Annotated in this window: 12 protein-coding genes; 1 reads left to right on the top strand and 11 read right to left on the bottom strand. The window is 43.8% G+C overall.

Annotated features, from left to right (window positions below; translation table 11 throughout):
- Positions 1-5: 5 nt before the first annotated feature.
- From DCO44_RS06600 to paaA, 11 genes are all read right to left on the bottom strand, one after another.
- Positions 6-947, bottom strand: a complete 942-nt coding sequence (locus DCO44_RS06600; protein WP_016167088.1) for a PaaX family transcriptional regulator C-terminal domain-containing protein — start codon at positions 945-947, stop codon at positions 6-8.
- 65 nt (positions 948-1,012) lie between these two features.
- Positions 1,013-2,305: a phenylacetate--CoA ligase PaaK gene (gene paaK / locus DCO44_RS06595; RefSeq protein ID WP_116760257.1), complete on the bottom strand. Its 1,293-nt coding sequence runs from the start codon at positions 2,303-2,305 to the stop codon at positions 1,013-1,015.
- A gap of 60 nt (positions 2,306-2,365) precedes the next feature.
- A complete protein-coding gene (pcaF, locus tag DCO44_RS06590; RefSeq protein ID WP_116760255.1) occupies positions 2,366-3,577 on the bottom strand; it encodes a 3-oxoadipyl-CoA thiolase in 1,212 nt (403 codons plus the stop codon).
- Between the two features lie 13 nt (positions 3,578-3,590).
- On the bottom strand, positions 3,591-5,147 hold the full coding sequence (locus tag DCO44_RS06585; RefSeq protein WP_116760252.1) for a 3-hydroxyacyl-CoA dehydrogenase: 1,557 nt from the start codon (positions 5,145-5,147) through the stop codon (positions 3,591-3,593).
- 3 nt (positions 5,148-5,150) lie between these two features.
- On the bottom strand, positions 5,151-5,942 hold the full coding sequence (gene paaG / locus DCO44_RS06580; protein WP_116760250.1) for a 2-(1,2-epoxy-1,2-dihydrophenyl)acetyl-CoA isomerase PaaG: 792 nt from the start codon (positions 5,940-5,942) through the stop codon (positions 5,151-5,153).
- Positions 5,942-6,712, bottom strand: coding sequence for an enoyl-CoA hydratase-related protein (locus tag DCO44_RS06575; RefSeq protein WP_116760248.1), 771 nt, complete (start codon positions 6,710-6,712; stop codon positions 5,942-5,944). The genes paaG and DCO44_RS06575 overlap by 1 nt, the downstream gene beginning before the upstream one ends.
- Before the next feature lie 22 nt (positions 6,713-6,734).
- Positions 6,735-7,793 (bottom strand): 1,2-phenylacetyl-CoA epoxidase subunit PaaE, encoded by a 1,059-nt coding sequence (gene paaE / locus DCO44_RS06570; protein WP_116760246.1) that lies wholly within the window; start codon positions 7,791-7,793, stop codon positions 6,735-6,737.
- A 69-nt stretch (positions 7,794-7,862) separates the two neighbouring features.
- Positions 7,863-8,363: a 1,2-phenylacetyl-CoA epoxidase subunit PaaD gene (paaD, locus tag DCO44_RS06565; RefSeq protein WP_116760245.1), complete on the bottom strand. Its 501-nt coding sequence runs from the start codon at positions 8,361-8,363 to the stop codon at positions 7,863-7,865.
- A 25-nt stretch (positions 8,364-8,388) separates the two neighbouring features.
- Positions 8,389-9,144, bottom strand: coding sequence for a 1,2-phenylacetyl-CoA epoxidase subunit PaaC (gene paaC / locus DCO44_RS06560; RefSeq protein WP_116760243.1), 756 nt, complete (start codon positions 9,142-9,144; stop codon positions 8,389-8,391).
- A gap of 17 nt (positions 9,145-9,161) precedes the next feature.
- Positions 9,162-9,452, bottom strand: coding sequence for a 1,2-phenylacetyl-CoA epoxidase subunit PaaB (gene paaB / locus DCO44_RS06555; protein WP_116760241.1), 291 nt, complete (start codon positions 9,450-9,452; stop codon positions 9,162-9,164).
- A gap of 30 nt (positions 9,453-9,482) precedes the next feature.
- A complete protein-coding gene (gene paaA / locus DCO44_RS06550; RefSeq protein WP_116760380.1) occupies positions 9,483-10,427 on the bottom strand; it encodes a 1,2-phenylacetyl-CoA epoxidase subunit PaaA in 945 nt (314 codons plus the stop codon).
- Positions 10,428-10,712: 285 nt separating this feature from the next.
- Between paaA and paaZ the strand changes: the two genes are divergently transcribed.
- Positions 10,713-12,797 (top strand): phenylacetic acid degradation bifunctional protein PaaZ, encoded by a 2,085-nt coding sequence (gene paaZ, locus DCO44_RS06545; protein ID WP_228157523.1) that lies wholly within the window; start codon positions 10,713-10,715, stop codon positions 12,795-12,797.
- The last annotated feature ends 62 nt before the right edge of the window (positions 12,798-12,859 follow it).

Below are 12,859 nucleotides of genomic sequence, written 5' to 3'. Positions count from 1 at the left end.
TGAGCTTAATAACTCGGCTCTTCCTGCTTTAAGCCACCAAAACGCTTATAGAATTGTGGATGTGCAGGTGGCATTGAACCTTCTGACGTCCGTGCGATGTCGAGGAAGAATTCATCCCCTGCCAGCACCACGGTTTGATAGAGATTACTGCTTAAATTACGTGAATTCAGCGACAACCAGTTCGATGGCAATAATTCAAAGGGTAAATTTGGATCTTTCAATAAAATTCGACGATATTGATGAATCAATAAAATTCGAATCTGAAACGCTTGCATCGGATCGAGTTCATCTTCGCTTTCGACCAAATTAAAGAATTCTCTGAAATCACTGATGAACTTTTCATAACGCTGATGTAGCTCTTGTACAGGCCAATTGATTTCGACCATGCGCTTCACAGTTGGATAAGATTCTTGCCACAACTGTAAAGCTTCAGCTTTAAAGATCACCACTTGGTCGGTCATCTTTAAACTAAGCAACAAATTTTGTAATTTCAGATGATCACAGCCTGGATACGCCATAACATTGGTGGCGATATTGGCAAAACCGAGCCATTCCAACTCTTTTTTCAAAGTGACTTTATTTTCCAGCTCAACAGAACTGAGTAAGACCAGATCCCATTTTTGGTCCCACTCTTGTTGGGTGAAACTATAAATTTTCTGGTCTGCCATAATAAAGCGTTGGCGACTGCTTTCCGTGACACGGTAGTAACTGGTACGTCCGATTTTCTCGGAAATCAGCCAACCATTTTGGACAAGGCGAAATACGGCTGTACGAACTGAACGCTCGTTAAAACCAAACACATCCATTAACTGAATTAAGCTGGCCAGACTAATAATGCCACCACGGTGAAAAATACAATCACCAAAGATGGTCATAATTAGCGAGGTACCGCTCAGTGCTTCGTTGCTAATGAAATCATCAATAACTTGTTTTAATTTTAGATTCATTTCGTTCAACTATTACCTTGTCAGACCAAAATGATAAATCATGTGATCTATCATTCAACTAAAACTTATGCCGATTTTCGAATATCAAAGACGCGTTGCGCTTTCCCCTCAGAACGTGGCAGGCTGCCTTCCGGTAAAATTTCAACCATGACTGAAATACCGACCATGGTTTTAATTTGGGCTTTCAATAAAGCAGCTATTTGCGGCGTCAATGTTTCACTCACATCTCTACGCATTTCAGCACGAATATGCAAAGTATCCAAGTGTCCTTTTTTGCAAATTTGAATTTGGTAGTTCGGTACCAATTGTGGAATATGTAAAATCTGCTCTTCAATTTGCGATGGGAACACATTTACCCCACGAATAATCATCATGTCGTCACTACGACCGACAATTTTATCCATACGGCGCATGGTGCGTGCCGTACCCGGCAATAAACGGGTCAAGTCACGGGTACGGTAACGAATCACGGGCATCCCTTCTTTGGTAATGGTCGTGAACACTAACTCGCCCAATTCACCATCTGGCAATACTTCGCCTGTTTCAGGGTGAATGATTTCTGGATAGAAATGATCTTCCCAAATGGTTGGACCATCTTTGCTTTCTAAACATTCCATTGCAACGCCTGGTCCCATCACCTCCGATAAGCCATAAATGTCCAAGGCATCAATGCCTAGACGATCTTCAATCTCACGGCGCATTTCATTGGTCCAAGGTTCAGCACCAAAGATGCCTGTTTTGATTGAACAGTCTTTTGCGCTACCAAATTTCTTTTCTAGCGCTTCAATAATGTTTAAGCAATAAGATGGTGTCACCATCAATGCCGTCGGTTTAAAATCCTGAATGAGCTGGGCTTGGCGCTCTGTTTGACCACCAGACATAGGAATCACGGTTGCGCCCAAACGTTCTACGCCATAATGCGCACCTAGACCGCCTGTAAACAGGCCGTAGCCATAAGACACTTGAATAATGTCTTTATTTGACAATCCCGCTGCACGTAATGAACGTGCAACGACATCTGACCAAACATTAATATCATTTTGGGTATAACCCACCACAGTCGGCTGACCTGTGGTACCCGATGATGCATGAATACGGATAATTTGTTCCTGCGGCACAGCAAACATGCCAAATGGATAGTTATCACGTAAATCTTTTTTGGTGGTAAATGGAAATTTTGCTAAGTCTTCTAAAGATTTGAAATCATCAGGATGTACCCCTGCTTCATCAAATTTCTTTTTATAGACTGGGCTATTTTGATAGGCGTGTTGCAGTGTCTTTTTCATGCGCTCCAATTGCACACTACGTAATTCATCCACTGATACCGTTTCGATTTTTTCCATTGCATTGTTATTCATATTTTTAATTCCTTAAGCAATCTTCCTGACTGCGGGTTAATTCATTTTGGGATAATGTCCTTAATCCACATTTTCTATAATCAGTGCGACACCCTGTCCTACGCCTACACACATCGTACACAGCGCATATTTTCCATTACGGCGCTTGAGTTCTTTCATCGCAGTAATTACCAAACGTGTTCCGCTCATCCCCAATGGATGACCCAGTGCAATTGCACCGCCATTTGGGTTGACACGCTGATCATCATCTTGCAAACCGAGTTCACGCATCACGGCAAGCGACTGCGCTGCAAAGGCTTCATTCAGTTCAATCACATCCATTTGATCGAGGGTTAAACCTGTTTGTTTCAACACTTTTTGTACCGCAGGCACAGGACCAATCCCCATATATTTGGCTTCAACGCCAGCTTGCGCAATTGCCATCACTTTCGCCAATGGCTTTAAACCATACTTGCTTGCAAACTCTGGGCTGCCCAGCAATATACATGCAGCACCATCATTGACACCTGAAGCATTGCCCGCAGTCACCGAACCACCTTCTTTACGGAAAGGGGCTTTTAAAGCTGCCAAGGTCTCAACTGTAGTCTCCGCACGTGGGTGCTCATCGGTATCAATGGTGATGCTGTTTTTCTTACGGTCTTGAATGGTCACTGGCAAGATTTCTTCTGCCAAAATACCATTTTGCTGCGCCACTGCGGTTTTTTGCTGACTGCGATAAGCAAATAAGTCTTGATCATCACGGCTAATTTGATACTTTTCAGCCACATGTTCAGCCGTTTCAGGCATGCTATCGACACCAAAGTTCGCTTTGAATTTTGGATTGACAAAACGCCAGCCAATGGTGGTATCGAAGATTTCAGGGGTACGGCTAAATGCCGTCGTCGCTTTAGATTGTACAAATGGTGCGCGGCTCATCGACTCCACGCCGCCTGCCAATACAAACTGCACTTCTCCCGATTTAATGGCACGTGCCGCCAGTCCTACTGCATCTAAACCAGAGGCGCATAAACGGTTCACGGTAATGGCTGGAACTGAATCGGGTAAACCTGCCAATAAGGCTGCCATACGCGCGACATTACGGTTGTCTTCACCGGCTTGGTTGGCACAACCTAAAATCACCTCATCCAATTCATTCCAAGGCAAATGCGGATGTTGATTTTTCAAATACTGAATCGGCAAGGCGGCCAAATCATCGGCACGAATACCGCTTAAACCACCAGCATAGCGACCAATCGGTGTACGAATACCATCTAAAATATAAACTTGTTCCATTTGTCTTCTTCCTTTAGCCTGCAATAAGAAATTGTTGTGATTGCGGGCTGTTTTGCACCTGTCCTCGTGCAGTTTTCTTCGCTAAATATATACTTGGTCTGTAGCGTTCTTCACCATAAACACGATACAGATTTTTAAGAATTTTTAAAATAGTGTTGTATCCTATTTTTTCCGCCCACTGGAATGGACCTTGTGGATAGTTCACACCATATTTCATTGCAGAATCAATATCTTGTTCAGATGCAATACCATGTAAAACCGCTTCACAGGCTTCATTCACCAACATTGAAATAGTTCGTAACACATAAAGCCCTGCATGATCCTGTGTCCAAAGTGGTATCACATTCATACCAATGAACAAAATATCAACAACAGACTGATCAACTTCCGAACATGCCACTGAAGCTACAACAGGAATCGCCTTGGCTTGCGCCCAATCTGCATGCCAATCCATCAACACAACTTTCTGATCTGGATAATCCAGATCAACCGACTCGCCCAATGAAAGACGGATTGAAACTTCACCGACTAGGATTTCATCCTGCACGCCTTCTTGAAACTTCACTTCAAGGTGCGAGGCATGTGCCAAACGCTGAATCAAGCCTGAAGAATGTTTCCAATCACCTTTGACCGTGACCGCCAATTTCTCAACCGATTTGGCATAACGCACTGGCAATTCAAACTGTGGGCTTGGCGTTGCTTGCGTATAATCGTAAAAACCTTGTTGGGTTTTACGACCCAAACAACCTGCATCGACCAATTCTTTTTGAATGAGCGATGGACGATAACGCGGCTCATAAAAGAATTCTTGATAGACACTTTGTGTGACCGAGAAATTAACATCCTGACCAATTAAATCAGTCAATTCACAAGGACCCATGGCAAAGCGACCACATTCACGCAGAATAAAATCTAACTGTTCAGGGCGTATGACATTTTCCTGTAACGCACGGAAGGCTTCCGCATAATATGGACGCGCCACACGATTCACAATAAAACCTGGGGTTGATTTTGCCAAGACGGGCACTTTTTTCCATGACTTCATCAATTCCAACAGAGCATCTGCAATTGCTACTGAACTTTTTAAGCCGCGGATAATTTCCACCAGTTTCATCACAGGTGCAGGGTTAAAGAAATGTAAGCCCACCACACGCTCTGGATGTGGAATTGCAGCAGCAATGGCTGTAATCGAAATTGAAGAGGTATTCGATGCAAAAATCGTCTCTTTAGAGCACACTTCAGCCAACTGTTGAAATAAGCTTTGCTTTACTTCTTTCTTTTCCACAATCGCTTCAATAATCAGTTGTGTGGATGCTAACTGTGACAATTCCTGTGCAATGCTTAAATTGGCAAAGGTGCTGTCATACAGTTCCTGCGTCATTTTTCCTGCTTGCACACGTTTCGTGAGTTGCGTAGCAAGTTGCTGTAATGCAGCTTCAGTTTTTGTCGCGTCTACGTCATACACAAAGGTTGGATGTCCATGCATCGCAGCCAATTGGGCGATACCAATTCCCATGGTACCCGCACCAATTACAGCGATAGGCGCTTGCTGTAAATTGATCTTATCCATGTTTTAGCAACCTTTATATTCTGGAGTACGCTTTTGCATAAAGGCTTGTACGCCTTCACGGTAATCACTTGAACGACCAGCCAAACGCTGTAAATCACGTTCTAGTATCAACTGATCATCTAAATTATTATGTGCAGCCGCATGAATGGCTTTCTTAATCAGGGATAAACCATAAGTCGGTTGTTTCGCTAAATGTTCAGCCAGTTTTTGTGATTCTGCTTTCAGGGCATCATCTTCAACCACTTGCCAAATCATGCCCAATTGCACTGCTTGCTCTGCTGGAATTTTATCGCCCAACATCGCTAAGCCCATTGCCTGTGCACGACCCACCAAACGTGGCAGGAACCATGTGCCACCAGAATCTGGCACCAAACCTAAGCGGCAGAAAGCTTGGATAAATGATGCTGATTTTGCAGCAATCACCAAGTCACAAGCCAAAGCAATGTTGGCACCCGCGCCTGCTGCAACACCATTCACAGCACAGATCACAGGTTTAGGCATTTCAGTAATCAGTTTGATCAACGGGTTGTAATATTTTTCAATTGATAACCCTAGATCGGGTGCGTCTGCATTTGGGTCAACCACACGGTCGTTTAAGTCCTGACCTGCGCAGAAACCACGACCTTCCGCCGAAATTACCACTGCACGAATATTGCTGTCTTTAGACCATGCTTTGAGTACGCTCGAGACTTCTTTGTGCATGGTTTCATTAAAGCTATTGAGTTGTTGTGGACGGTTAAACGTGAGATAGCCCACTGCATTTTTTTCTTCAACAATTACGGTTTGGTATTCCATTACACACCTCTAAATTCTGGTTTTCTTTTCTCTAAAAATGCATTGATGCCTTCTTGACGATCTTGCGTTGCTGCCAACCAAACAAAATGCTGACGTTCTAGCTTTAAGCCTTGGCTTAAGGTCACTTCATGAATCGATTTCAAAGATTGCTTAATCACGCGGATGGCTAATGGTGCCTGTTTGGCAATTTTCTCTGCCAATTCAACGGCATATTGCACGGTTAAACCGACTGGACACACCTGGCTAGTAATGCCATGTTGCAGCGCGGTTTGCGCAGAAATCATTTCACCCGTCATCGCCCAACGCATGGTGAGTTGCTGCCCGACTAAACGAGCTAAACGCTGCGTACCGCCTGCGCCTGGCAACATGCCGAGTCCAATTTCAGGCAAAGCAAATTGTGCATTTTCACCCGCAAGCACGATGTCACCATGCAGTGCCAGTTCAAAACCTGCACCAAAGGCATAGCCATTGATCGCCATAATCAAGGGTTTAGAAAACTCATCAATACGCTTCCACAATTGTGGGCGCAGGTCTTGCTGAATACTGACCACATCTAGCTTAGACAATTCATTCAGGTCTGCACCTGCGGCAAAACATTGTGAATTACCTGTAATCACCACCACTTTGACCGATGAATCTGCTTCTAGCTGTTGTAGGCAGTCGGCAATTTCTTGCAAGGTGGCATTGTTTAAGGCATTACGTTTTTCAGGTCGGTTCAGTTCAATCAGGATTACGCCTGATTTTGGAGAACTGGTTTTAATGTATTCCATCTTACCGCTCCTAGATTCAGGCTTATTCGTCAAAGCTCAAACGAACATTGGCTGACGTTGGCAATGCCTGACAGCTCAATACATAACCTTTCTCAACTTCATCTTGTTCAAGGCTATAGTTGATCGCCATTTCGACCTGACCTTCGAGTACCTTACATTTACAGGTTGCACAGACACCACCTTTACAGGCATACGGTAAGTCTGCACCTGCACGCAGTGCTGCATCTAAAATGCTGTCATCCTGTTTAGACACTTCAATAATCAGTTCACGACCATCCAGAATAATGTTGACCTTTTCTTCGTTACGGCTTTCGATTTGCTGTGCCGTTGCGCGTGGCGCAGTGCCTGTGTTAAAGCGTTCGGTGTGAATTTTGCTGCGCTCAATACCGAATGTTGGCAGTACTGTTTCTACGGCTGTCATCATTTCTTCTGGACCGCAGGCAAAGCAATGATCTGTATCTGCATTAATCAATTGAGCTTTGAACAGTTGCTGTAATTTTTCTGCATCGATACGACCATTAAAAATTTCACTGTCATTCATTTCACGAGAAAAGATATTGATCAGTTGTAAACGCTCTTTAAAACGGTCTTTTAAATCCATGATTTGTTCTGCAAACATGGTTTGTTTCCAAGAACGGTTGCCATAGACCAAAGTAAACTGCGCATCTGCTTGGCGGTTTAAGACCGATTTCACAATCGACAAGATTGGGGTAATGCCACTGCCCGCAGCAAAACCAAGGTAATTTTGACCGCCCACTTTGGCGGCTTTTTGGAAGAACACGCCTTGCGGTGGCATCACTTCAAGCACATCACCTGCTTTAAGATGATCATTGGCCCAAGTTGAAAATTGCCCTTGATCAATTTTCTTGATCGCAATACTCATGTCTTCTGCGACATCGCTACAAATGGAGTAGCAACGGCGCAATTCGCCTTCATCAGTGACATGACGAATGGTTAAGTGTTGTCCTGGTTGATATTTAAATGCAGCGAACTGCTCAGGTGCCAAATCAAATGCAATGCAAATTGCCTGTTCAGTTTGTGGCTGAATGGATTTAATCGTTAATGGTACAAATTGGCTCATCTAAAATTCCCTCTTTCTTTTCGATTTTTCAATGTGTGTGAGACATGGGTTCTTTGCAAATGTCTTAAATTAAATGCACTTGAAATAATCGAAAGGTTCTAAGCAGTCTTGGCAACGATATAAGGCTTTACATGCTGTCGAACTAAATTCACTTAATAATTTGGTGTGCTGACTGTGGCAACGCGGACATTGAATGCCATCGGTCAAAGCGACATGCGTACCACAACTGTGAGCATTTCCCTGCGGTGGCGCAATTCCATATTGCTGCAATTTTTCTTTGCCTGCTTCACTCATCCAATCCGTGGTCCACACTTCGGAAAGATCCACCACCACTTTTACTGGGGTCAAACCTTTGGCGGCAAAAGCTTGGGTAATATCTGCCGTTAAGACATCAGTTGCAGGGCAACCGCTATAGGTGGGTGTGAGTCGCACGACAATTTCATTCTGCGCGTTGAGTTCAACACCACGAATCATGCCTAAGTCGAGTACCGACAAGACTGGAATTTCAGGATCAGAGACCTCAGCCAAAACACTCCAGCATTCATCTGCGACATGTCGAATTAAATTCATACGACTCACTCCCTGTGATTTCGTGTTACCAAGCCATATTTGGATATGAACGTTGCAGATATTGCATTTCTGCCAGAATGTAACCTAAGTGTTCCGTGTGCAGTCCTTGTTTTGCACCACTGCGGTAGGCACCTGTTTCTGGAAGACTGAGTTGCATACGGGCAAGTTCAGATTGCACAGTCTCAAGCCATTGATCTTTTAAAATTTCAAGATTTGGAATTAAACCTGCATCGACCAACTGCATTTCATCAGCGCTAAGCTGGAACAGTTCTTGAGTAAAACGCCATAACTGGTTTAAACCATTTTGAGTTTTTTCATGCGCTTCGGCAGTGCCCAAACTCAAACGCTCCATCCATGTGGTCGAGAAACGTAAGTGATATTTCACTTCTTTTAAAGATTTGAGCGCAAACGCAGAAACATCGGCGTGGCTGCTGTTGGTTAATGCTGCCAACAACAATGCGTGGTAATGATCCATCAACCATTGACGCACCATGGTTTGAGCAAAATCACCATTTGGTTGTTCAGCCAACAATAAATTACGGTATTCACGTTCTGTTCTGAAATACGCCAGTTGGTCTTCATCACGACCTAAACCTTCAATCTGACCAGCAAGGCTTAAGGCTGTGCGTGCCTGACCTAACAAATCCAGACCAATATTGGCCAAAGCAATATCGAGTTCTAACTCTGGCGCATGTCCACACCATTCAGCCAAACGGTGTGACAGGATCAACTGGCTATCGCCCACATGTAACAGAAATTCTGCTAAAACTTGCTTACTCATGGTTTTTCTTCCTTCCCTTACATGTGCTCAATGCCATCTGGAATGTTGTAAAACGTAGGATGGCGATAAACCTTATCTAAAGAGGGATCGAAAAATTCTGGTTTTTCATCGGGTTGAGAAGATCTAATCAGTTCAGATTTAATCACCCAAATACTGATGCCTTCATTGCGACGTGTATAGACATCACGTGCATTTTGCAGTGCCACTTCATCATCTGATGCACGAATACTGCCAACGTGGCGATGACTTAAACCTTGTTTACTACGGATAAACACTTCGTAAAGTGACCAGTTATTTTTGTTATCCATGACCTTATTTCCCTTCATCTCTGATCTGTTTTAAGCAACTTTCTGTGCTTGTTGCTGTTCTTGCTGTTTCTTGGCATACACTGCGGCAGATTCACGTACCCATGCACCGCCTTCCCATGCTTTACGACGCGCTTCAATACGTTCGTGGTTACATGGACCTTTGCCCGCAATCACGTCAAAAAATTCATTCCAATTCACTTCGCCAAATTCGTAATGACCTGTGTCTTCATTGAATTTTAAGTCTGGATCTGGAACAGTTAGGCCTAGTTGCAAGACTTGAGGCACAGTGTTATCGACAAATTTTTGACGTAAAGCATCGTTACTAAAGAGTTTGATTTTCCACTGCATGCTTTGCGCACTGTTTGGAGAATTATCATCACTTGGACCGAACATCATAAGCGCTGGCCACCAGAAACGATTCACGGCATCTTGTGCCATTTGCTTCTGTTCTTCAGTACCGTTTGCCAATTGCATCATGGCTTCAAAGCCTTGGCGCTGGTGGAAACTTTCTTCTTTACAAATACGCACCATGGCACGCGCATAAGGACCATATGACGTACGGCAAAGTGCAACCTGATTCACAATTGCAGCGCCATCCACCAACCAGCCAATCGCAGCTACATCTGCCCAAGTGAGTGTTGGATAGTTAAAAATTGATGAATATTTCATACGTCCTGCAATGAGCTTATCCATCATGTCATCACGGTCGGCACCTAAAGTTTCAGCGGCACTGTAGAGGTACAACGCATGTCCTGCTTCATCTTGTACTTTTGCCAATAACACTGCTTTACGTTTTAAGGTTGGTGCACGCGTAATCCAGTTGCCTTCTGGCAACATGCCAACCACTTCAGAGTGTCCATGTTGACCAATTTGGCGAATTAAAGTTTTGCGGTAGGCATCTGGCATCCAATCCTTTGGCTCAATTGAAATGTCCTTTTCAATGCGCTGATCAAAAGCTTGTTGTTGGTTATTCATTTTTCCCTCACTTATCCCAAGTGTCGTTACAGCTAAATTAAAACGATACATAAATAAAATCAATATCAATTTTAAGGTATCATTTAATTAAATTTTACACTTGCATTTAAGGTATTGTTTTTAATAAATTTAGTTAAAATTAAATTTTAGTTTGATTTTTTTACATACGAATTACGATTGACTTTCAGACGTTTTAATACCAAATTATGAAACATCAAAACTAAAATACAGTTAAAAACGTATCATAAAAGGAGTTTTACCATGCTAGAGTTAGACAACAACTCAATGGAGCAACACGATACAACTGAAGCGCACCATGCCCAGCCCCTTAAAACCTTAAGTTCTTTGGTATATGGACAGGAATATTCTTCTCAGGCGGAATTACGTACGGTTTATCATGCCATTACAGGCGAAGCGATTTATCAAGTGAGTAGCCATGGCATTAACACCAAAGCCATTGTGAATTATGCAAAAAAGCAAGGGGCAGAAATTGCCACATGGACGTTCCATCAACGTGCCAATGCCTTAAAGCAAGTCGCTCAATATTTATTAGAGCGTAAAGAACACTATTACGAACTGGCTAAGGCAACAGGTTGTACCCGTAAAGATGCGTGGATTGATGTCGAAGGCGGCATTGGAACTTTATTTGCCTACTCGAGCCTTGTACGTCGTGAACTGAGTGATGAAACGGCACTGGTTGAAGATGCATGGATTCCATTGTCTAAACACGGTAATTTTGGTGCTAAACATATTCTGACCTCTAAAGCGGGTGTGGCATTACATATTGATGCCTTCAACTTTCCAATCTGGGGTATGTTAGAAAAAATTGCCCCAACGCTTTTAGCGGGTGTGCCATGTATTGTGAAACCTGCAACCGAAGGTGCTGAACTTACCCATGCGGTGGTCAAAGACATCTTGGCAAGTGGCTTCCTACCCGCAGGTTCACTGCAACTCATCTGTGGTCAAATTTATGATTTAATTGAACTGTTAAATCCGCAAGATACCGTTACATTTACAGGTTCAGCAGCAACAGGTCAAAGCCTGCGTGCAAATCCACACTTAAACCAATACTCAATTCCATTCTGTATGGAAGCGGATTCGGTTAACAGTGCGATTTTGACTGAACACGCCAACGACGAAACCATTGATTTATTTGTGCGTGAAGTGTTCCGTGAAATGACCACCAAAGCAGGACAAAAATGTACGGCGATCCGTCGAGCCTTTGTTCCCGCAGCTTTGCTCGAAACTGTACAAACGCGTTTAGTGGCTAAGCTACAAAAAGTCGTGGTGGGCGACCCTGAAATTGAGGGCGTGACTATGGGCGCTTTGGCGAGTGTGAAACAAAAGTTCAGTGTCGCTGAAAAAGTGGAACAACTGAGCCAAGATGCCAAAGTGGTATTGGGTAGCCACTTACGCCAAGACTTCGAGATACAAGCTAAAAATCCTGAAAAAGGTGCATTTTACCCACCAACTTTATTGCTGTGTGAACAACCGACTCAAGCCCAATATATTCATGAAGTAGAAGCGTTTGGTCCAGTTTCAACCCTCATGCCCTACCAAAATCTAGCCGAATTGGCAGATTTGGTGGCGCGTGGTGAAGGCAGCTTGGTGGCTTCCGTGGTGCGTAATGTTGATGAAAATATTGAAGCTTTAATTACCAAAATTGCCCCATGGCATGGTCGTGTACACATTCTGGATGCGGAGAGCGCGAAAGAAAGTACAGGACATGGTTCGCCACTTCCATACTTGGTGCATGGCGGCCCGGGACGTGCGGGTGGCGGTGAAGAACTCGGTGGTTTACGTGCCGTAAAACATTATATGCAACGTACCGCTTTGCAAGGTTCACCAAATGCCATGACTCAAGTCGGTCATAGCTGGACAGCAGGTGCACAAGTGTTTGAAGACCGCGTACATCCGTTCAAAAAAGACTTTGATGAACTCCGCGTGGGTGAACGTTTACTCACGGCACGTCGTACCGTGACCGAAGCAGACATTGTGAATTTTGCCTGCCTAAGTGGCGACCACTTCTATGCACACATGGATAAGATTGCTGCTGCGGACTCCTTGTTTGGTGATCGCGTGGCACATGGCTACTTCATTGTGTCCGCAGCAGCAGGTCTGTTTGTAGATGCCGCAGCAGGTCCAGTCATTGCCAATTATGGTATGGATAACCTACGTTTTGTCGAGCCAGTGAAAATCGGCGATACCATTCAAGTCGAATTGACCTGTAAGCAAAAAACCCCAAAACCACTACGCGATCCAGAGCAAAAACCGCATGGTGTGGTGGTTTGGGACATTAAAGTCAAAAACCAACGTAATGAATTGGTGGCAACCTATGACATTTTGACCTTGGTTGAACGGGTGGCCTAAGTCTGACGTATAACAAAAGAGAATCATATGATTCTCTTTTTTTTATAATAAAAAATAAATGT

The organism is Acinetobacter sp. AM (genome assembly GCF_003105055.1).
Classification (GTDB): Bacteria; Pseudomonadota; Gammaproteobacteria; order Pseudomonadales; family Moraxellaceae; genus Acinetobacter; species Acinetobacter tibetensis.
Note: the sequence above shows the minus strand (reverse complement) of the source record. Positions and strands in the feature narration are given on the sequence as shown.

What these genes read in the sequence shown, in the direction of transcription:
- pcaF (WP_116760255.1), bottom strand. Translation starts at nt 3,577, where the DNA reads ATGGAACAAGTTTATATTTTAGATGGTATTCGTACACCGATTGGTCGC.
- paaZ (WP_228157523.1), top strand. Translation starts at nt 10,713, where the DNA reads ATGGAGCAACACGATACAACTGAAGCGCACCATGCCCAGCCCCTTAAA.
- DCO44_RS06585 (WP_116760252.1), bottom strand. Translation starts at nt 5,147, where the DNA reads ATGGATAAGATCAATTTACAGCAAGCGCCTATCGCTGTAATTGGTGCG.
- paaK (WP_116760257.1), bottom strand. Translation starts at nt 2,305, where the DNA reads ATGAATAACAATGCAATGGAAAAAATCGAAACGGTATCAGTGGATGAA.
- paaG (WP_116760250.1), bottom strand. Translation starts at nt 5,942, where the DNA reads ATGGAATACCAAACCGTAATTGTTGAAGAAAAAAATGCAGTGGGCTAT.
- paaE (WP_116760246.1), bottom strand. Translation starts at nt 7,793, where the DNA reads ATGAGCCAATTTGTACCATTAACGATTAAATCCATTCAGCCACAAACT.
- paaD (WP_116760245.1), bottom strand. Translation starts at nt 8,363, where the DNA reads ATGAATTTAATTCGACATGTCGCAGATGAATGCTGGAGTGTTTTGGCT.
- paaC (WP_116760243.1), bottom strand. Translation starts at nt 9,144, where the DNA reads ATGAGTAAGCAAGTTTTAGCAGAATTTCTGTTACATGTGGGCGATAGC.
- DCO44_RS06600 (WP_016167088.1), bottom strand. Translation starts at nt 947, where the DNA reads ATGAATCTAAAATTAAAACAAGTTATTGATGATTTCATTAGCAACGAA.
- paaA (WP_116760380.1), bottom strand. Translation starts at nt 10,427, where the DNA reads ATGAATAACCAACAACAAGCTTTTGATCAGCGCATTGAAAAGGACATT.
- DCO44_RS06575 (WP_116760248.1), bottom strand. Translation starts at nt 6,712, where the DNA reads ATGGAATACATTAAAACCAGTTCTCCAAAATCAGGCGTAATCCTGATT.
- paaB (WP_116760241.1), bottom strand. Translation starts at nt 9,452, where the DNA reads ATGGATAACAAAAATAACTGGTCACTTTACGAAGTGTTTATCCGTAGT.